Source organism: Amycolatopsis granulosa (genome assembly GCF_011758745.1).
GTDB lineage: Bacteria > Actinomycetota > Actinomycetes > Mycobacteriales > Pseudonocardiaceae > Amycolatopsis_E > Amycolatopsis_E granulosa.
In genome coordinates this window covers 2034529-2052734 of the sequence record NZ_JAANOV010000001.1, presented here as the reverse complement: position 1 = coordinate 2052734, position 18206 = coordinate 2034529, and the positions used below count along the sequence as shown (strand labels likewise).

Genomic DNA, 18206 nt, shown 5'->3' with positions numbered 1-18206 from the left:
TCCGCGTGTTTGCCGCTCGCGGCGCCGTGTTTGCCGAAGCGTGACCGCGACCCGCAACCAAGTCGTTACGCGCTCCGGAATAGTCTTCACCCCATGAGCGCGGTGTACGACTGCAACCGTCCGGAAACGCGGGCGGAGGGGCTGGCCGCGGCGGCGAGCGCGGTGCGTTCGGGGCGCCTGGTCGTGCTGCCCACGGACACGGTGTACGGCATCGGCGCGGACGCCTTCGACTCGTCCGCCGTCGGCGCGCTGCTGCGGGCGAAGCACCGCGGGCCGGACCTGCCCGTCGGCGTCCTGGTCGGCTCTTGGTCCACAGTAGACGGTCTGGTGCTCGGCGTGCCGCCGCAGGCGCGGGCGCTGATCGAGGCGTTCTGGCCCGGGGATCTGTCCATTGTGCTCCCGCACGCGCCGAGCCTGCGCTGGGACCTGGGCAGCACCCGCGGCACCGTCACGCTCCGGATGCCGCTGCACCCGGTCGCGCTGGAGCTGCTGCGCGACGTCGGCCCGATGGCCGTCTCCAGCGCCAACGTGGCCGGGCGGCCCGCGCCGACCAGCGTGCCGGAGGCGCAGGACCAGGTGGGGGAGTCGGTCGCGGTCTACCTCGACGGCGGGCCCAGCGGTGAACCGGTGCCCTCGTCGGTCATCGACCTGACCGGGGCTGAGCCCGTCCTGCTCCGGGCGGGCGCGGTCGGTGCCGAGGCGATCTCGGAGGTGCTCGGCGCGCCGGTGAAGACCGCGGCCTGATGACTCCCGTAACGACCGCCGGCCTCCCGATCCGGGAGTACATCCTGGTCGGCCTCATCGCCGCGACCCTGACCTTCCTGCTCACGGGCGTCATCCGCCGCCTGGCGATCCGCCTCGGTGCGATCGCCAACCCGCGCGCCCGCGACGTGCACGTCATCCCGATCCCGCGCATGGGCGGCGTCGGCATGTACCTGGGCGTGGTCGGCGGGATGGCGATGGCTCACCAGCTGCCCGTGCTGCGCCGCGCGTTCGACTTCTCGCTCGACCCGGTCGGCGTCCTGATCGGCGGTGGCGTGATCGTCCTGATCGGCGCCCTGGACGACCGGTTCGAGATCGACGCCTGGACCAAGCTCGCCGGACAGGTCATGTGCGCCGGGATCCTGGTCATCTTCGGTGTCCAGTGGAACGTCTTCTGGGTGCCGTGGGGTGGCAACGGCGACGCGCTCGGTTCTGTGGTCACCCTGGACAACAACCAGGGCGGCCTGCTGATGGTGCTGCTGGTCGTGGTGCTGGTCAACGCGCTGAACTTCGTCGACGGACTGGACGGGCTCGCCGCCGGGCTGGGGTTCATCGCGGCGGCCGCGACCTGCGCGTTCTCGCTCGGCCTGCTCCACTCGCAGGGCGGGGACGTCGGCGTCTACCCGCCGGCGCTGATCGCCGCGACGCTGGCCGGCGCGTGCCTGGGCTTCCTGCCGCACAACTTCCAGCCGGCCAAGATCTTCATGGGCGACTCCGGTTCGATGATGATCGGCCTGATGCTGGCCGGTGCCACGACCTCCGCCTCCGGAAAGATCAGCTACACCCGGTTCGGCGGCTCGGACGCGCTGGCTCTGCTGTCGCCGCTGCTGGTCGTCGTCGCGGTGCTGTTCCTGCCGGTGCTGGACCTGCTGATGGCGGTCGTGCGGCGCACCCGGCGCGGCGAGAGCCCGTTCGCGGCGGACAAGATGCACCTGCACCACCGCCTGCTGGAGATCGGGCACTCGCAGCGCCGGGCGGTGCTGCTGATCTACCTGTGGGCCGGTCTGCTCGGCTTCGGCGCGGTCTCGGTGACGCTGTTCGACACCACGGCGGTATTCTGGATTGTCGGCGTGGGCCTCGTCCTCGCCGGCATCGTGTCCGTCATTCCGCGCCTGCGATCGCGGAACCAGGGAGTGTCATGACCGACAAGACCGAGAACCCGCACGCGCAGTCGGTGCTCAAGCTGGCCGACGCGATGCTGCGTTTCGCGCTCTGGCCCGCGGTGGCCACGGTGGTGGTCGGCGTGGTCGTCTCCACGGTGCTCAGCGGGGTGCCCGGTCTGCTCGGCTCGCTCGTCGGCGGGGCCATCGCCTTCGCGTCTTCGCTGGTCACGCTGCTCATGATGCGCAAGTCCGCGGCGCTGGACCCGTTCATGGTGATGGCGGTGGCCGTCGGGGGCTACATCCTCAAGGTGCTCGTGCTGTTCGGGGTGATGACCGCGCTCAAGGGCGTGGATGCGTTCAACCGCTACGCACTGGCCTTCACCACGCTCGCGGTCATCCTGGTGTGGGCGGCCGCGGAATTCCTCGCCTTCCGCAAGACCAAGATCCCGACGATCATCCCCGGCTGATCCGCGCAGGTCGCAGCGGTTTTTTCCAGATCTGGAACGAAGTGCGGAGCCGTTAAGGAGTACGCCCGTACGGTGTCGTTTTACCAGCTGGTATCGTCCGCATTGTGGAGGTGGGCCCCCGGGTCGCGCTCCCGATGCGGAACCCCGACCGGCAACGTGGCGATCGAGACGGATGGCCCCTGAACCGGAAGGCCTGATTCTGCCGTCGGCGATCGTAGTACCGAAACCCCCAAGTGGCTGACTGTACACCTGGTGTTCACTCAGGGGATCCGCCTCCAACTACCCGAAACGTATCGGGTACGTTAAGTCCAGATCGTGACGATTCCCCCGGCGGAGTGAACGCCGGCCGGGAGAACCGGAAGGAGCCCAGTTGGGCGCGCTGGTATTGGCCGCGGGCGACACGTTCACGCCCCCGGGTGCCGGAGATTTCGAGCTGCCGTCGATCTTCCTCGGCGTCACCAAGCCGATGATCCTCATCGTGCTGTCGGTGATCATCATCGCGGCCTTCTTCCTGCTGGCGACCCGCAAGCTGAAGGTCGTCCCGGGCAAGGGGCAGTTCGTCGCCGAGTACGTCTACGACTTCGCGCGCAACGGCATCGCCCGTGAGCAGATCGGGTCGAAGGACTTCAAGCCGTTCATCCCGCTGGTGCTGACGTTGTTCAGCTTCGTGCTGGTGAACAACGTGTTCGGGATCATCCCGATCTTCCAGTTCCCCACCTTCGCGCACATCGGCTTCCCGCTCGCGCTGTCGCTGTTCGTCGTGTACCCGGTCTACCACTACGTCGGGTTCAAGCGGCACGGTTTCGTCGGCTACCTCAAGCACGCGACCGTCCCGCCGGGCGCGCCGGCCCTGATCTACCTGCTGCTGACGCCGATCGAGTTCCTGCAGAAGTTCGTCCTCAACCCGCTCACCCTGGCGGTCCGGGTGTTCGCCGCGATGTTCGCCGGCCACCTGATCCTGCTCGTGTTCACGGTTGCGGGTGAGTTCCTGCTTCTCCACGCCGGAGGCGTGTTCAAGCCGATCTCGGTGGTCTCGTGGGCGTTCGCGATCCTGATGACCTTCGTGGAAGCGCTGATCCAGGTGATCCAGGCGTACGTGTTCGCCGTGCTGTCGGCGAACTACATCGGCGCCGCGCTCGCCGAAGACCACTAGAAGAAACCGAAGCCCCCGATCCGCGTGGTAGCGGACCGACTGAAAGGGAAACGCAAGTGAGCAACATCGTTCTCGCCGAGGCCGCCAGCAGCATCAACCCCGGTCTCGCCGCCATCGGCTACGGCCTCGGCGCGATCGGGCCGGGCATCGGTGTGGGTCTGATCTGGGCCGCGGTCATCAACGGCACCGCCCGTCAGCCGGAGGCCCAGGGCAAGCTCATGGGTATCGCCTGGACCACCTTCGTGCTTACCGAGGTGCTCGCCCTGATCGGTCTGGTCGTCTACTTCATCGCCTCCGCCGCCTGAGTTAACCGCTCACCGCTGAAGGAGTCGTTGTGGTGAAGACCCAGATCGTGCTGGCCGCCGAGCAAGCGCCGAACCCGGTGCTGCCGCACGTCAGCGAGATCATCCTCGGCCTGGTCGCCTTCCTGATCCTGCTGTGGCTGCTCAAGAAGTTCGCCGTGCCGCGCTTCGAGAAGATGTACGAAGAGCGCACCGCGGCCATCGAGGGTGGCATCGCCAAGGCGGAGAAGGCGCAGGCCGAAGCCGAAGAGGCGCTCGCGAAGTACCAGGCGCAGCTCAAGGACGCCTACTCCGAGGCCGCCAAGATCCGTGACGACGCCCGTCTCGAGGCGGAGCGGATCAAGGAGGAGCTGCGGGCCGAGGCCCAGGACGAGGCCGCCCGGATCATCGCGCAGGGTCACGCCGCGCTGCAGGCGCAGAAGGCACAGATCGTCACGGAGCTGCGCAACGAGCTGGGCCGGAACTCGATCGAGCTGGCGAGCCGGATCGTCGGGGAGCACCTCGAGGACGAGGTTCGCCGCCGGGGCACGGTCGACCGGTTCCTCGCCGAGCTCGGCAGCAGCGCCGGTAACGGAGCGGGGAAGTAGTCCAGATGACGCTGACGCTGCACGCCGCGAGCCGCGAGGCGCTCGCCTCGGCCGAGACCCGGCTCGCCGAGGTCACCGGCGGGGCCGGCACCGACCCGGCCGCCCTCGGCAACGAGCTGCTGGCCGTGGTCGACCTGCTCGGCAGGGAGATCGGGCTGCGTCGCGCGGTCGCCGACGCCTCGTCCGACCCGCGCGCCCGCACACGGCTGGTTCACGCGGTGCTGACCGGGAAGGTGTCCGAGCAGACCTTGCGTGTGCTCGACGCCGTGGTCGAGGCCCGCTGGTCCAGCCCGCGGGAACTGGTCGACGGAGTGGAGTCGCTCGGCCGCAACGCGTTGCTCACCGCCGCGGAGCGGGCCGGAAAACTGGACGCCGTCGAGGACCAGTTGTTCCGCATCGCCCGTATCGTGGTGAGCAACCCGGAGCTGGAGCAGACGCTGTCCGACCAGACGGCATCCGGCGACGCGAAGCGCAGGCTGGTGCGCGAGCTGCTGCAGGGCAAGGTGGACGACGTCGCCCTCGCCCTCGTGGAGCAGGTCGTCGGCCGGTCGGCGGGCCGCAGCGTCGGGTACAGCCTGGACGAGCTGGTCGAGCTGGCCTCGCAGCGCCGTGAGCGCTCGGTCGCGTACGTCACGAGCGCGAGCGAGCTGTCCGCGGAGCAGCGGGAGCGGCTGGCCGAGCAGCTGCGCCGGATCTACGGGCGGCCGATCGGGCTGCACGTCGAGGTCGACCGCCGCCTCGGTGGCGGGCTCGTCGTCCGCGTGGGCGACGAGGTCATCGACGGCAGCGCCGCGGGCCGGATCGCCGAGCTGCGCCGGCAGCTGGCCTGACACCACAACAAGACTTTGCACACCTGCAGGAACGAGAGAGCGGGAACGACATGGCGGAGCTGACGATCTCCTCGGACGAGATCCGTAGCGCGATCGAGAACTACGTCTCGAGTTACTCACCCGAAGTCAACCGGGAAGAGGTCGGCGTCGTCGTGGACACCGGCGACGGCGTGGCCCACGTCGAGGGTCTGCCCTCGACGATGGCCAACGAGCTGCTGGAGTTCCCCGGCGGCATCCTGGGCGTGGCCCAGAACCTGGAGCCGCGCCGGATCGGTGTCGTCATCCTCGGTAACTACGAGTCGATCGAGGAAGGCCAGGAGGTCAAGCGCACCGGCCAGATCCTCTCGATCCCGGTCGGCGAGGGCTTCCTGGGCCGGGTCATCGACCCGCTCGGCAAGCCGATCGACGGCCTCGGCGACATCGTGGCCGAGGACCGCCGCGCCCTCGAGCTGCAGGCCGCGTCGGTCGTGCAGCGCCAGCCGGTGTCCGAGCCGCTGCAGACCGGCATCACCGCCATCGACGCGATGACCCCGATCGGCCGCGGACAGCGTCAGCTGATCATCGGCGACCGCAAGACCGGCAAGACCGCGGTCTGCGTCGACACGATCATCAACCAGAAGGCCAACTGGGCGACCGGTGACCCGAGCAAGCAGGTCCGCTGCATCTACGTCGCGGTCGGCCAGAAGGGTTCCACCATCGCCGGTGTCCGCAAGTCCCTGGAGGACGCGGGCGCGCTGGAGTACACCACGATCGTCGCGGCCCCCGCGTCGGACTCCGCCGGCTTCAAGTGGCTCGCCCCCTACACCGGGTCGGCGCTCGGCCAGCACTGGATGTACCAGGGCAAGCACGTCCTGATCGTGTTCGACGACCTGACCAAGCAGGCCGACGCCTACCGCGCCATCTCGCTGCTGCTGCGCCGCCCGCCGGGCCGCGAGGCGTTCCCCGGCGACGTCTTCTACTTGCACTCGCGGCTGCTCGAGCGGTGCGCGAAGCTGTCGGACGAGCTGGGTGGCGGCTCGCTGACCGGTCTGCCGGTCATCGAGACCAAGGCCAACGACATCTCGGCCTACATCCCCACCAACGTCATCTCGATCACCGACGGGCAGTGCTTCTTCCAGTCCGACCTGTTCAACTCGGGTCAGCGCCCCGCGGTCGACGTGACCACCTCGGTGTCCCGGGTGGGTGGTGACGCGCAGATCAAGGCGATGAAGACGGTGTCCGGTTCGCTGCGGATCGACCTGTCGCAGTACCAGGAGCTGCAGGCGTTCGCCGCCTTCGCCTCCGACCTGGACCCGACCTCGCGCGCCCAGCTGGACCGCGGTGCCCGCCTCTACGAGGTGCTCAAGCAGCCGCAGTACTCGCCGATCCCGGTGGAGCAGCAGGTCGTCACGGTGTTCCTCGGCACCAAGGGCCAGTTCGACGACGTGCCGGTGGAGGACGTGGCCCGGTTCAACACCGAGCTGCTGGAGAACATCCGCCACAAGCACGACGACATCCTCGCCGAGATCCGCGACAAGGGTAAGTGGACCGACGAGCTCGCCGAGCGCGTCATCACCGCGACCACGGAGTTCAAGAAGGGCTTCACCACCTCCTCGGGTGAGCAGCTCGTGAACGAGGCCGAGGCCGAGGCGATGGACGCCGACAAGGTGGGGCAGGAGACCGTCAAGGTCAACAAGCCCGCCCCGACGAAGTGACCGGATAGCTGATGGCGCAACTTCGCGAGCTCCGGGCAAAGATCCGGGCGACGAAATCGATCGGCAAGATCACCAAGGCGATGGAGCTGATCGCCACCTCGCGGATCGGCCGTGCGCAGGCACGGGTCGAGGCTTCGCGCCCGTACGCCACGGAGATCACCAAGGTGCTCTCCGCCCTGGCGGGCGGGGCCGCGAGCCTCGACGACCCGTTCCTCGTGCAGCGGCCGAACCCGAAGCGGGCGGCCGTGCTGGTGGTGACCAGTGACAAGGGCCTGTGCGGTGGTTACAACACCAACGTGCTGCGGGCGACCGAGGAGCTGCTTTCGCTGCTGCGGTCCGAGGGCAAGGAGCCGCTGGTCTACGTGATCGGCGGTAAGGGCCTGAACTACTACCGGTTCCGGGGCCGCGAGGTCGCCGGCAGCTGGACGGGCTTCTCGGACCAGCCGCACTACGAGAACGCCGCGGCGGCGGGGGAGACCCTGACCAAGGCGTTCCTCGCCGGTGCGGACGACACCGGGGCCGGTACGGGCGAGGACGGCGTTCTCGGCGTGGACGAGGTGCACATCGTGTACACCGAGTTCAAGTCGATGCTGACCCAGACCCCGGTCGCGAAGCGGATGGCGCCGCTGGAGATCGAGTACGCCGAGGAGGGTGCCGAGCCCGCCCCGGGCGACATCCTTCCCGCGTACGAGTTCGAGCCCAGTGCGGACCGGCTGCTGTCGGCCCTGCTGCCGAAGTACATCAACACGCGGATCTTTTCGGCGCTGCTGGAGTCGGCCGCTTCCGAGCTGGCCGCCCGCCGCACCGCCATGAAGTCGGCGTCGGACAACGCCAAGGACCTCGTGGACACCTACACCCGGCTGGCCAACCAGGCCCGGCAGGCCCAGATCACGCAGGAGATCAGCGAAATCGTCGGTGGGGCCGATGCGCTCGCCGCTGTAGGAAGTGATGAGTAGATGACCACCACTGAAACCCGGACCAAGGGCCGGATCGTCTCGGTGACCGGCCCGGTCGTCGACGTGGAGTTCCCGCGCGGCGCCGTGCCCGAGCTGTTCAACGCGCTGAAGGTCGAGGTCGAGTTCGAGCAGCTGCGCAAGACGGTCACCCTCGAGGTGGCGCAGCACCTCGGCGACAACCTCGTCCGCACGATCTCGCTGGCCCCGCAGGACGGTCTCGTCCGCGGCGCCGAGGTGATCGACACGGGCGCCCCGATCTCGGTGCCGGTCGGCGACGAGGTCAAGGGTCACGTCTACAACGCGCTGGGCGACTGCCTCGACCAGCCGGGGTACGGCGCGGACCTGGAGCGCTGGAGCATCCACCGCAAGCCGCCGGCGTTCGACCAGCTCGAGGGCAAGACCGAGATGCTGGAGACCGGCCTCAAGGTCATCGACCTGCTCACCCCGTACGTGCAGGGTGGCAAGATCGGCCTGTTCGGCGGTGCCGGCGTGGGCAAGACGGTGCTGATCAAGGAGATGATCACCCGTGTCGCCCGCAACTTCGGTGGCACCTCGGTGTTCGCCGGAGTCGGCGAGCGCACCCGCGAGGGCACCGACCTGTTCCTGGAGATGAGCGAGGACGGTGTCATCAACGACACCGCGCTCGTGTTCGGCCAGATGGACGAGCCGCCGGGCACCCGTATGCGGGTCGCGCTGTCCGCGCTGACGATGGCGGAGTACTTCCGCGACGTCAAGAACCAGGACGTGCTGCTGTTCATCGACAACATCTTCCGGTTCACCCAGGCCGGTTCCGAGGTGTCGACCCTGCTGGGCCGCATGCCTTCGGCCGTGGGTTACCAGCCGACGCTGGCCGACGAGATGGGTGAGCTGCAGGAGCGGATCACGTCGACCAAGGGCCGGTCGATCACCTCGATGCAGGCGATCTACGTGCCGGCGGACGACTACACCGACCCGGCCCCGGCCACCACGTTCGCCCACCTGGACGCCACCACCGAGCTGTCGCGGTCGGTGTTCCAGAAGGGCATTTTCCCGGCCGTGGACCCGCTGGCCTCCACCTCGACGATCCTCGACCCGGCGATCGTCGGTGAGGACCACTACCGGGTGGCGTCCGAGGTCATCCGGATCCTGCAGAAGTACAAGGAGCTGCAGGACATCATCGCGATCCTCGGTATGGACGAGCTGTCCGAAGAGGACAAGCTGACCGTGCAGCGGGCCCGCCGCATCGAGCGGTTCCTGTCGCAGAACATGCTCGTCGCCGAGCAGTTCACCGGCCAGCCGGGCTCGACCGTGCCGCGCGCGGAGACCGTGGAGGCGTTCGACAAGATCGCCAAGGGCGAGTTCGACCACTACCCGGAGCAGGCGTTCCTGGGCATCGGTGGCCTCGACGACCTCGAGAAGAAGTACAAGGAACTCACCGGCAAGTGATGTCGGGGCGACGGCGGGGCGGGTGTCCTTTATGGACTCCCACCCCGCCGTTGTCGTAACCGGTCGCGAACCTATTAGACTGCGCTCATCGCGCGGGAACGAAGGAGAACCACGTGGCTGAGATGACCGTCGAGCTCGTCGCCGTCGAGCGCCGTCTCTGGTCCGGTCAGGCGACGTTCGTGGTCGCGCAGACCACCGAGGGTGAGATCGGCTTGATGCCGGGCCACGAACCGGTACTCGGTCAGCTCGTCGAGGGTGGCGTCGTCAAGGTGACGACCACGGACGGTGAGACCGTGCGTGCGGCGGTGCATGGTGGGTTCCTCTCCGTGACCGCCGAGCGGGTGAGCATTCTCGCCGAGTCGGCCGAGCTGGCCGAGGAGATCGACGTCGAGGCCGCCCGCTCCGCGCTGGGCGCCGAGGACGAGGCCGAGCGCGCCAGAGCGACCGCCCGGCTCCGCGCGGCCGGTCAGTCGGTCTGATCCGGCGACGAGCGGGAGCCGGCCGTGGAAATCGCCCTCGTTGTCCTGGTCGTCCTGCTCGGTCTTGCCGTTCTCGCCTTCTGGTACAGCCTGCGGTGGGTCCGGATGCGCCGCAACGGCGGCGTGAGCGTCGCGTTGCGATGGGACCCGGACAACGCGCGCGCCGGCTGGCACCTGGGCATGGGTCGTTACGAGGGTGAAGTGTTCGCCTGGTACCGGGTGTGGGGCCTGCGCACCGGCCCGGACCGGGTTTTCGAGCGCGAGATGCTGATGATCGCCGACCGGCGTGACCCGGTCGGTACCGAGGCGTATGCGGTGCCCTCGGACGCCACGGTCCTGCGCTGCGAGTCCGCAGGCCAGAAGCCCATCGAGATCGCGATGGGCCCGGACGCGCTCACCGGGTTCCTGTCCTGGCTGGAGTCCGCGCCGCCGGGGCGTCAGGTGCCGCGGGCCTCCTGAGGGCCGCATCTTCCGGGGGCTGTGCTGGGCACGGCCCCGCGGGCGGTCCTGGGTCAGGCGTCCGCGCCGCCCGGCTGCCAGAGCACGTCGCCGCCCGGGTTGGCCAGCCGGGCGAGGATGAAGAGCAGGTCCGACAGCCGGTTGAGGTACTTCACGGCCAGCACGTTCGTCCGGTCCGGGTCGGCCTCGACGAGCGCCCAGCCGGCCCGCTCGGCCCGGCGGCTCACCGTGCGGGCCTGGTGCAGGAACGCCGCGCCGGGAGTGCCGCCCGGCAGGATGAACGACGTCAGCCTGGGCAGGCGCTCGTTGAACCGGTCGCACCAGCCTTCCAGCCGCTCGATGTAGGCGTCGGTGATCCGCAGCGGCGGGAACTCCGGATCGGGCACCACCGGCGAGCACAGGTCGGCGCCGACGTCGAACAGGTCGTTCTGCACGCGCCGCAGCACCGCGGCGATCTCCTCGTCCAGACCGCCCATCGCGAGCGCCAGCCCGACCACCGAGTTCGTTTCGTCGACGTCGGCGTAGGCCGCCAGCCGCGGGTCGGTCTTGGGCACGCGCGACCCGTCGCCGAGCGCCGTCGTCCCGTTGTCGCCGACCCTGGTGTACACGCGGTTGATCCGTACCGGCATGGGCAGAACTCTACGACTGTTCGAACATCCGCATGGCCTCCGGCACGTCGAAACACACCGCCGGGTCCAGCCGGGCCCGCAGTTCCCGCACCAGGGCCCGGCCACCGCGCCAGTCGCCGGGCCGCACCGTGATCGCCCCGCCGTGCCGTCCGAACAGGTGCAGGATCGGCAGCTGCCCGTCGGTCTGCTCGATCCCGGCGCCGGCCAGGTCGTCGAACCGCACGACTGCCGCGGGCACGGTGCTGGAGCCGTAGTAGGTGGACAGGCCCTCCTCGCCAACCACGAGCCGGTACCCGCGCGGCGTGGTCGCACCCACCAGCGCGCGCTTCATCTCGCGCCCGGGCGGGGCGGGCAGCGGGCTGCCGGGCAGCTCCGGCAGGTCGCGCGGGACGTGCGGTTCCGGGACGCACAGCACCAGCCGGCCGGCGAGGTCGCGGGCCGCCGAGGCGACCGCGCCCGGGTCCAGCCCGGCCAGCACGCGACGCTGGTGCTAGGCAGCCGAGGGCCACCCCGTCAGCTCACTCATCGCCGCGTCGAACGCCCGGGACACCCCGAACTCGCGCTCCGCGATCTCCTCGGCGAGCCCGGCCCGGTCCACGGCGAGCTCCTCCTCCGTCGGCCCACCGCGGCCCAGCTCGGCCAGCTCGGTGCGGATCGCGTCGGCCACCCGGGCGGCGTGCTGGTCCGGCACGTCGGCGCCGAACCCGAGCGCCGCCCGTCGCGGGCCGACCATCTGGTGGTCGAAAGCGATGTCGTAGACCAGGCCCTCGAGGTGGCGCAGCCGGTCGGTGAGGCGGTGGATGAGCACCCCGGCCGCGCACGCCGTCTCCGCGGTCCAGTCGACCAGCGCACAGCCCACCACGCCGTTGGGGATGGTCGTGTACGCGGGCGTGGGCAGGTCGAACGGTGGGACCTCGACGGGCTGCCGTGGCGGACCGTCGCGCAGGGGGAGCGTCAGGCCGGCCGGGGGCGGGCCGGACAGCACGAGCGCGGCGTTGCCGCGGTGGAACCAGCGCGCGCACCAGTCACGCACCTGCTGCGGGCCGGCGTTGACGGCCGCCAGCTGGACGTTGCCGGCCAGCCCGAACGCCCGGTTGCCGAACCAAAGCGCGGACGGCAGCCACGCGGTCACCCCGGGACCGTCGGTGCCGCGCTCCTCGGCCAGCAGCACTCCGCGCTCCAGCCGCAATGGGCCGGTGTCCAGGTCGGCCAGCGACTCGCACACCCGCCGCAGGTGCCCGGTCACGGTCTCCGGGGCGCTGCTGACGTCGAAGCTGGTGCAGAGGACCCCGGTGGTGGCGTTGTTGTCGTAGCGGCTGGTGCGCACGCGCCGCATCGCCAGGTGCTCGACGAGGTGCGTGACGCCGGTCTCGAGGAACGTCTCGTGCGCGAGGCCGACCCCGAACAGCAGGCTCGCGCTGAGCCTGCCGGGCTGGCCCGTCCAGAAGACCGGGACCCCGTCGATCTCGGTGCGGTGCACCTCCGGCAGCGACGGAGAAGCCGGTGGGGTCAACATTTCGCTCAAAGATCCCCCAGTCGGGTGCGGAGCCAGGTACATGATCGCCGGAAAATGGGCACAGCGTGAGACACGATAGTGCGAACCCCGTCGCCCTCCGTTATGTCCCGCCCCTCCGTTCGAGTGTCCGAACCGGAAGGCATGATGGCGGCCATGAGCGAGCACTTCGACGTGCACGGTGGTGCGCGGCTGGTGGGCGAGGTCGAGGTCGTCGGGGCCAAGAACAGCGTTCTCAAGCTGATGGCGGCCGCCCTCCTCGCCGAGGGCACCACGACCATCACCAACTGCCCGCAGATCCTCGACGTCCCCCTGATGGCGGACGTGCTGCGCAGCGTCGGGTGCGAGGTGGTCCTGGACGGCGGTACCGCGAAGATCACGACCCCGCCCGAGCTGTCGCACCGGGCCGACTCGCCCGCGATGGGCAAGCTGCGTGCCTCGGTCTGCGTACTCGGGCCGCTGGTGGGACGCCTCAAGCGCGCCGTCGTCGCGCTGCCCGGTGGCGACGCGATCGGGTCGCGCCCGCTGGACATGCACCAGAACGGGCTGCGCGCGCTCGGCGCGACCAGCACGATCGAGCACGGCTGCGTGGTGGCCAAGGCTGACGAGCTCAAGGGCGCGCAGATCTGGCTGGACTTCCCGAGCGTCGGGGCGACCGAGAACATCCTGATGGCCGCGGTGCTGGCCGAGGGCACCACGGTGATCGACAACGCCGCGCGGGAACCGGAGATCGTCGACATCTGCGTGATGCTCAACGAGATGGGCGCGCGGATCGAGGGTGCCGGCACCTCGACGCTGACCGTGCACGGCGTGTCCGAGCTGCACCCGACCGAGCACCGGGTGATCGGCGACCGGATCGTGGGCGCGACATGGGCCTTCGCCGCGGCGATGACCCGGGGCGACGTGACCGTCAAGGGCGTCAACCCGCACCACCTGGACCTGGTGCTGGAGAAGCTGCGCATGGCCGGCGCCGACGTGACCACGTTCGACGACAGCGGGTTCCGGGTCGTGCAGAACGACCGGCCCAAGTCGGTCGACTTCGTGACGCTGCCCTACCCGGGGTTCGCCACCGACCTGCAGCCGTTCGCCGTCGCGCTCTCCGCGGTGTCCGAGGGCACGTCGATGATCACCGAGAACGTGTACGAGGCGCGGTTCCGGTTCATCGAGGAGATGGTCCGCCTGGGCGCCGACGCCCGCACCGACGGTCACCACGCCGTGGTGCGCGGGGTCGACAAGCTGTCCAGCGCGCCGGTCTGGGCGTCCGACATCCGCGCCGGCGCGGGCCTGGTGCTGGCCGGCCTGTGCGCCGACGGGATCACCGAGATCTGGGACGTGTTCCACATCGACCGCGGGTACCCGTACTTCGTCGAGAACCTGAACCGGCTGGGGGCCAGGGTGGAGCGGGTGATCGGCGCGGCGGAGCGCTGCTGAGCGCGATGACGGCGCTGCCCGAGTGGATGGTGCTCCCGCCTGACGGACTCACGGCGGCAGACTACGAAGCCCTTCCGGAGGAAGTCTGCCGCGGTCTGGAAATCGTCGATGGAGCCGTTGTCGTGGCTCCGGCTCCTCGCAGGGCGCACCAGCGGATCATCCGCAATCTCTCCTACGTCCTGGCCGGGGTGTGCGGGCCGGCGTACGAAGTCGACTTCGACGTCGATCTCCGGCTCCGCGACGTGCCTCTGCTCAACCGGAGGCCGGACCTCGTCGTGTACGACGGCTCCTTGGACGAGGACGCCGTGCTCCGGCCGGAGCATTGCCTGCTCGTGGTCGAGGTGATGTCGCCCGGCTCTGTCGTCGCGGACCGGATCGACAAGCCGGGCGAATACGCTGATGCGCGAATCCCGCACTTCTGGCGGATCGAGAACCTCACCGACGATCCCCAGCAGGTTTCCCTGTTCCGCTACCGCCTCGACCCGGCCACGCGGGTCTACACCCCGGCGGGTGCGGACACCGGCAAGGCGGCCGTTGCCGAGCCGTTCGCCGTCACGCTCGACCTGGCCGCCCTGCTCTGACTCACTCCACGGCCAGCCCGATCCCGAAGCCGATCAACGCGGTGCCGGTGAGGGCGTCCATGGTGCGGCGGACGCGGCGCCGGCTCAGCCAACCGCTCACCTGGCGCACCACGGCCAGCAGCATCAGCTGCCACACGGTGCCCACCACCAGCACGGTGTAGGCCAGCAGCAGCGCATCGCCGGCCCCGGTCGTCGCCGGGTCGAGGAACTGCGGCAGGACCGACAGGTAGAACGCGATCACCTTCGGGTTGGTGATGTTCGACAGGAACCCCTCGCGGAACCGGCGCAGGCCGCTCGCCCGGCGGCGTTCCAGCGCGCCGACCGTCTCGTAGTCGCCGCGCCGCGCCCCGCGCAGCGCCTGGAACCCGAGCCAGCACAGGTACGCCACACCGGCCCACCGCACGCCCTCGAACAGCGGCCGCACCTGCACGATCAGCGTGCCCAGCCCGAGCCCGACCGCGGTGGCCTGCACGAAGTTGCCCAGCGCGATGCCCGCGCACGTGAACAGCCCGCCCCGCGCACCACCGGACAGGGCGTTCTTCAGCACCACCATCGTGTCCGGGCCCGGCAATGCCGCGATGATCAGGGCGAACACCAGATAGCTCAGGTACAGGCTCCACGTCACGTCTGTCAGGCTAACTCCGGCGGCCCGGGCGACGTCAGGCCGATTTCGCACACGTGACGTGCGTCCTTGCGGGGCTGCACGCGAGTTACCGCCCAGTACGCTCTGGGTGTCGTTCCGCAGGAGGTGCACCGATGCCCTACCCCACCGACCGTGACCGGGACCGCCCCTGGGTCATGCGCACCTACGCCGGGCATTCGTCGGCAGCAGCCTCCAACGAGCTCTACCGCCGCAACCTCGCCAAGGGGCAGACCGGCCTGTCGGTGGCCTTCGACCTGCCCACCCAGACCGGCTACGACCCGGACCATCCGCTCGCTCGCGGCGAGGTCGGCAAGGTCGGGGTGCCCGTCGCGCACCTGGGCGACATGCGCCGCCTCTTCGAAGGTATCCCGCTGGCCGAGGCGAACACCTCGATGACGATCAACGCCCCCGCGATGTGGCTGCTCGCGCTCTACGTCACCGTCGCGCGGGAGCAGGCCGACGCGGCCGGCCGCGACCGGGACGAGGTGCTCGCGCAGCTCACCGGCACCACCCAGAACGACATCATCAAGGAGTACCTGTCCCGCGGCACCCACATCTTCCCGCCCGCGCCGAGCCTGCGACTGATCACCGACGTGATCGCCTGGACGGTGCACCACGTCCCGAAGTGGAACCCGATCAACATCTGCAGCTACCACCTGCAGGAGGCGGGCGCGACCCCGACGCAGGAGGTCGCCTACGCGTTGTCCACCGCGATCGCCGTGCTGGACGCGGTGCGCGACTCCGGTCAGGTCGAGCCGGGCGACATGGCCAGGGTGGTCGGCCGGATCTCGTTCTTCGTCAACGCCGGTGTCCGGTTCGTCGAAGAGATGTGCAAGATGCGCGCGTTCGCCCGGTTGTGGGACGAGATCACGCGCGACCGGTACGGCATAGCGGACCCGAAGGCGCGCCGGCTCCGCTACGGCGTCCAGGTCAACTCGCTCGGGCTGACCGAGGCGCAGCCGGAGAACAACGTGCAGCGGATCGTGCTGGAGATGCTCGGCGTGGTGCTGTCCCGTGACGCACGGGCCCGCGCGATCCAGTTGCCGGCGTGGAACGAGGCGCTCGGCCTGCCGCGCCCGTGGGACCAGCAGTGGGCGCTGCGCATGCAGCAGGTGCTCGCCTACGAGACGGATCTGCTGGAGTACGAGGACATCTTCGCGGGATCGCACGTCGTCGAGTCCAAAGTGGAAGAGATCGTCGCGGGGGCGCGCGCCGAGATCGAGCAGGTGCAGGATCTCGGTGGTGCGGTGGCCGCGGTGGAGAGCGGATACCTGAAGTCCCAGCTGGTCTCCTCCCTTGCCGAGTACCGGCGGGAGGTGGAGACCGGCGAGCGGATCGTCGTCGGGGTCAACCGGTTCGCCACCACCGAACCGAGCCCGCTGCAGGCCGAGGGTGCCCAGGCGATCGAGACCGTCGACCCGGTTGTGGAGGAGCAGGCCGTCGCGGCGCTGGCGCGGTGGCGTGCCGACCGTGACCAGGCCGTGGCCGATGCGTCGCTGGCGCACCTGCGGGAGGTCGCGAAGACCTCCGGGAACCTGTTCGAAGCCACCCTCGCGTGCGCGGCGGCCGGCGTGACCACCGGGGAGTGGGCCGGGGCGCTGCGCGAGGTGTTCGGCGAGTACCGGGCACCCACCGGGGTGTCCGCGGCGGCGATGTCCGGGGACGCGGGCGAGCTGTCCCGGGTGCGTGACCGGGTGCGGGCGACCGGGGAAGACCTGGGCGAGAAGCTGCGGATCCTGGTTGGCAAGCCCGGACTGGACGGCCACTCCAATGGCGCCGAGCAGGTCGCGGTGCGCGCCCGGGATGCCGGGTTCGAGGTGGTCTACCAGGGCATCCGGCTCACCCCGGAGCAGATCGTGGCGGCCGCGGTGCAGGAGGACGTGCACGTCGTCGGTCTGTCGGTGCTGTCCGGTTCGCACCTCGAGGTGGTGCCGCAGGTGGTCGACGGGCTCCGCGCCGCGGGCGCCGGGGACATCCCGGTGATCGTCGGCGGAATCATCCCACCCGGGGACGCCCGGCTGCTCCGCGAACGAGGCATCGCGCGCGTTTTCACGCCGAAGGACTACGAGCTGACCGGGATCATGGACGAAATCGTCACGGTGATCCGGGAACGCCACGACCTGCCCCAGGACTGAGCCACATCTGTCACGTTCCGTGCCTCGTGTCCACACTCAACGTTGATCTCTTTCCGATAACAGCAAGTGGCGATCTCATTGCTTCTTTTGACCGTTCCGATCGAAGCACCTACGTTCGGTGAACCGGCCGAACCGAACAAGGGGTGCGACGAAGATGACGCACGGTCAATGGACGCGACGGGACTTCTTCCGGCGATCGGCGGTTCTGGGCGCCGCCGCGGTCGCGGGGCCGACCTTGTTGGCGGCCTGTCAGAGCACGGGGAGCGGCGACACGCTCCAATCCGCGAAGAATGCGAAAACGATCCGCATCGGCATTGCCAACGAGGCGCCCTACGGTTTCGCCGACACCTCCGGCAACACCACGGGTGAGGCGCCGGAAGTGGCGCGCGCGGTGTTCAAGGGGATCGGGATCGACACGGTGCAGGCGAACGTCGTGCCGTTCGACCAGCTGATCCCGGCGCTCAACGCCAAACAGTTCGACGTGGTGGCCGCCGGCATGAACATCACCCCCGCGCGCTGCAACGCGGCGTTGTTCTCCGATCCCGACTACTCGGCGCTGACCGCGCTGCTGGTGCCCAAGGGGAATCCGCAGGGCATCAACACGCTCGCCGACGTCGCCGCCAAGAAGGTCAAGCTCGCGGTGCTCTCGGCCGCGGTGGAGAAGGGCTTCGCCACCGCCGCCGGGGTGACCGACGACCAGATCGAAACCCTGGACACGCAGGACAACATGTTGCGCGCGGTGACCACCGGGCGCGTTTACTGCGCCGCGCTGACCGACATCTCGCTGAAGTGGCTGGCGAAGCAGAACCCGAACGCGGGGGTCGAGGTGACGCCGGGGTTCCAGCCCACCCAGAACGGGCAGCCGGTGCAGACCGCGGGTGGTTTCGTCTTCCGGAAGGATGACACCTCGCTGCGGGACGCGTTCAACGCACAGCTGAAAACGTTGCACGACAACGGGGAATGGCTCCGCATCGCGTCGCCGTTCGGGTTCGACCAGAGCAACCTGCCCAAGCCCGGTCTGACCACCGACAAGCTCTGCTCGGCCTGACGCCCGAGG

General features: G+C 69.6%; 20 protein-coding genes. 16 read left to right on the top strand and 4 right to left on the bottom strand.

From position 1 onward, the window contains the following. The first annotated feature begins 93 nt into the window (after window positions 1–93). The 12 genes from FHX45_RS09910 (at window position 94) to FHX45_RS09855 (ending at window position 10217) form a co-directional block, all read left to right on the top strand. On the top strand, window positions 94–744 hold the full coding sequence (locus tag FHX45_RS09910) for an L-threonylcarbamoyladenylate synthase (protein WP_167099081.1): 651 nt from the start codon (window positions 94–96) through the stop codon (window positions 742–744). Then, entirely contained in the window at window positions 744–1904 is a 1161-nt protein-coding gene (locus FHX45_RS09905; RefSeq protein ID WP_167099078.1) for a glycosyltransferase family 4 protein, read from the top strand. The genes FHX45_RS09910 and FHX45_RS09905 overlap by 1 nt, the downstream gene beginning before the upstream one ends. Continuing rightward, window positions 1901–2332 (top strand): Cg1360 family ATP-synthase-associated protein, encoded by a 432-nt coding sequence (locus FHX45_RS09900; protein WP_167099075.1) that lies wholly within the window; start codon window positions 1901–1903, stop codon window positions 2330–2332. The genes FHX45_RS09905 and FHX45_RS09900 overlap by 4 nt, the downstream gene beginning before the upstream one ends. Before the next feature lie 370 nt (window positions 2333–2702). Next, window positions 2703–3485 (top strand): F0F1 ATP synthase subunit A, encoded by a 783-nt coding sequence (gene atpB / locus FHX45_RS09895; RefSeq protein ID WP_167099072.1) that lies wholly within the window; start codon window positions 2703–2705, stop codon window positions 3483–3485. 56 nt (window positions 3486–3541) lie between these two features. Beyond that, window positions 3542–3790: an ATP synthase subunit c family protein gene (locus FHX45_RS09890; RefSeq protein ID WP_167099069.1), complete on the top strand. Its 249-nt coding sequence runs from the start codon at window positions 3542–3544 to the stop codon at window positions 3788–3790. Window positions 3791–3819: 29 nt separating this feature from the next. Continuing rightward, on the top strand, window positions 3820–4374 hold the full coding sequence (locus tag FHX45_RS09885; RefSeq protein ID WP_167099066.1) for a F0F1 ATP synthase subunit B: 555 nt from the start codon (window positions 3820–3822) through the stop codon (window positions 4372–4374). An 11-nt stretch (window positions 4375–4385) separates the two neighbouring features. After that, window positions 4386–5204 (top strand): F0F1 ATP synthase subunit delta, encoded by an 819-nt coding sequence (locus FHX45_RS09880; RefSeq protein ID WP_167108696.1) that lies wholly within the window; start codon window positions 4386–4388, stop codon window positions 5202–5204. Between the two features lie 50 nt (window positions 5205–5254). Beyond that, window positions 5255–6898 carry a F0F1 ATP synthase subunit alpha gene (atpA, locus tag FHX45_RS09875; RefSeq protein WP_167099063.1) on the top strand — a complete coding sequence of 548 codons (1644 nt, stop codon included), beginning with the start codon at window positions 5255–5257 and terminating at the stop codon, window positions 6896–6898. Between the two features lie 8 nt (window positions 6899–6906). Beyond that, window positions 6907–7854 carry a F0F1 ATP synthase subunit gamma gene (locus tag FHX45_RS09870; protein WP_167108693.1) on the top strand — a complete coding sequence of 316 codons (948 nt, stop codon included), beginning with the start codon at window positions 6907–6909 and terminating at the stop codon, window positions 7852–7854. After that, the gene (gene atpD / locus FHX45_RS09865; RefSeq protein ID WP_167099060.1) at window positions 7855–9279 is read left to right on the top strand and encodes a F0F1 ATP synthase subunit beta; all 1425 of its coding nucleotides are present in this window, start codon (window positions 7855–7857) and stop codon (window positions 9277–9279) included. It abuts the gene before it with no gap. 113 nt (window positions 9280–9392) lie between these two features. Next, on the top strand, window positions 9393–9758 hold the full coding sequence (locus FHX45_RS09860; protein ID WP_167099057.1) for a F0F1 ATP synthase subunit epsilon: 366 nt from the start codon (window positions 9393–9395) through the stop codon (window positions 9756–9758). Window positions 9759–9782: 24 nt separating this feature from the next. Then, entirely contained in the window at window positions 9783–10217 is a 435-nt protein-coding gene (locus tag FHX45_RS09855; RefSeq protein WP_167099054.1) for a DUF2550 family protein, read from the top strand. A gap of 53 nt (window positions 10218–10270) precedes the next feature. Here the strand turns inward: FHX45_RS09855 and FHX45_RS09850 are convergent, their stop codons facing one another. The 3 genes from FHX45_RS09850 to FHX45_RS28000 are packed head-to-tail and all read right to left on the bottom strand — an operon-like array spanning window position 10271 to window position 12362. Then, window positions 10271–10846, bottom strand: a complete 576-nt coding sequence (locus tag FHX45_RS09850) for a cob(I)yrinic acid a,c-diamide adenosyltransferase (RefSeq protein ID WP_167099051.1) — start codon at window positions 10844–10846, stop codon at window positions 10271–10273. Between the two features lie 10 nt (window positions 10847–10856). Continuing rightward, window positions 10857–11324, bottom strand: a complete 468-nt coding sequence (locus tag FHX45_RS28005) for a hypothetical protein (protein ID WP_243868973.1) — start codon at window positions 11322–11324, stop codon at window positions 10857–10859. Between the two features lie 12 nt (window positions 11325–11336). Beyond that, on the bottom strand, window positions 11337–12362 hold the full coding sequence (locus tag FHX45_RS28000) for a M16 family metallopeptidase (RefSeq protein WP_279588856.1): 1026 nt from the start codon (window positions 12360–12362) through the stop codon (window positions 11337–11339). A 153-nt stretch (window positions 12363–12515) separates the two neighbouring features. Here FHX45_RS28000 and murA point away from each other — a divergent pair, with 153 nt between their 5' ends. Both murA and FHX45_RS09835 read left to right on the top strand, forming a co-directional pair. Next, window positions 12516–13790 (top strand): UDP-N-acetylglucosamine 1-carboxyvinyltransferase, encoded by a 1275-nt coding sequence (gene murA, locus FHX45_RS09840; protein ID WP_167099048.1) that lies wholly within the window; start codon window positions 12516–12518, stop codon window positions 13788–13790. A gap of 5 nt (window positions 13791–13795) precedes the next feature. Beyond that, a complete protein-coding gene (locus tag FHX45_RS09835; protein ID WP_167099045.1) occupies window positions 13796–14371 on the top strand; it encodes a Uma2 family endonuclease in 576 nt (191 codons plus the stop codon). A 1-nt stretch (window position 14372) separates the two neighbouring features. Here the strand turns inward: FHX45_RS09835 and FHX45_RS09830 are convergent, their stop codons facing one another. Continuing rightward, the gene (locus FHX45_RS09830; protein ID WP_167099042.1) at window positions 14373–14996 is read right to left on the bottom strand and encodes a LysE family transporter; all 624 of its coding nucleotides are present in this window, start codon (window positions 14994–14996) and stop codon (window positions 14373–14375) included. A 131-nt stretch (window positions 14997–15127) separates the two neighbouring features. Between FHX45_RS09830 and FHX45_RS09825 the strand changes: the two genes are divergently transcribed. Beyond that, entirely contained in the window at window positions 15128–17149 is a 2022-nt protein-coding gene (locus tag FHX45_RS09825) for a protein meaA (protein ID WP_167099038.1), read from the top strand. 154 nt (window positions 17150–17303) lie between these two features. Continuing rightward, window positions 17304–18197 (top strand): ectoine/hydroxyectoine ABC transporter substrate-binding protein EhuB, encoded by an 894-nt coding sequence (gene ehuB / locus FHX45_RS09820; RefSeq protein WP_167099035.1) that lies wholly within the window; start codon window positions 17304–17306, stop codon window positions 18195–18197. Window positions 18198–18206: the final 9 nt, after the last annotated feature.

Coding starts and splice junctions, on each gene's coding strand:
- FHX45_RS09910 (WP_167099081.1), top strand. CDS start 94: ATGAGCGCGGTGTACGACTGCAACCGTCCGGAAACGCGGGCGGAGGGG.
- FHX45_RS09905 (WP_167099078.1), top strand. CDS start 744: ATGACTCCCGTAACGACCGCCGGCCTCCCGATCCGGGAGTACATCCTG.
- FHX45_RS09900 (WP_167099075.1), top strand. CDS start 1,901: ATGACCGACAAGACCGAGAACCCGCACGCGCAGTCGGTGCTCAAGCTG.
- atpA (WP_167099063.1), top strand. CDS start 5,255: ATGGCGGAGCTGACGATCTCCTCGGACGAGATCCGTAGCGCGATCGAG.
- atpD (WP_167099060.1), top strand. CDS start 7,855: ATGACCACCACTGAAACCCGGACCAAGGGCCGGATCGTCTCGGTGACC.
- FHX45_RS09850 (WP_167099051.1), bottom strand. CDS start 10,846: ATGCCGGTACGGATCAACCGCGTGTACACCAGGGTCGGCGACAACGGG.
- FHX45_RS28000 (WP_279588856.1), bottom strand. CDS start 12,362: ATGTTGACCCCACCGGCTTCTCCGTCGCTGCCGGAGGTGCACCGCACC.
- murA (WP_167099048.1), top strand. CDS start 12,516: ATGAGCGAGCACTTCGACGTGCACGGTGGTGCGCGGCTGGTGGGCGAG.
- FHX45_RS09835 (WP_167099045.1), top strand. CDS start 13,796: ATGACGGCGCTGCCCGAGTGGATGGTGCTCCCGCCTGACGGACTCACG.
- FHX45_RS09825 (WP_167099038.1), top strand. CDS start 15,128: ATGCCCTACCCCACCGACCGTGACCGGGACCGCCCCTGGGTCATGCGC.
- ehuB (WP_167099035.1), top strand. CDS start 17,304: ATGACGCACGGTCAATGGACGCGACGGGACTTCTTCCGGCGATCGGCG.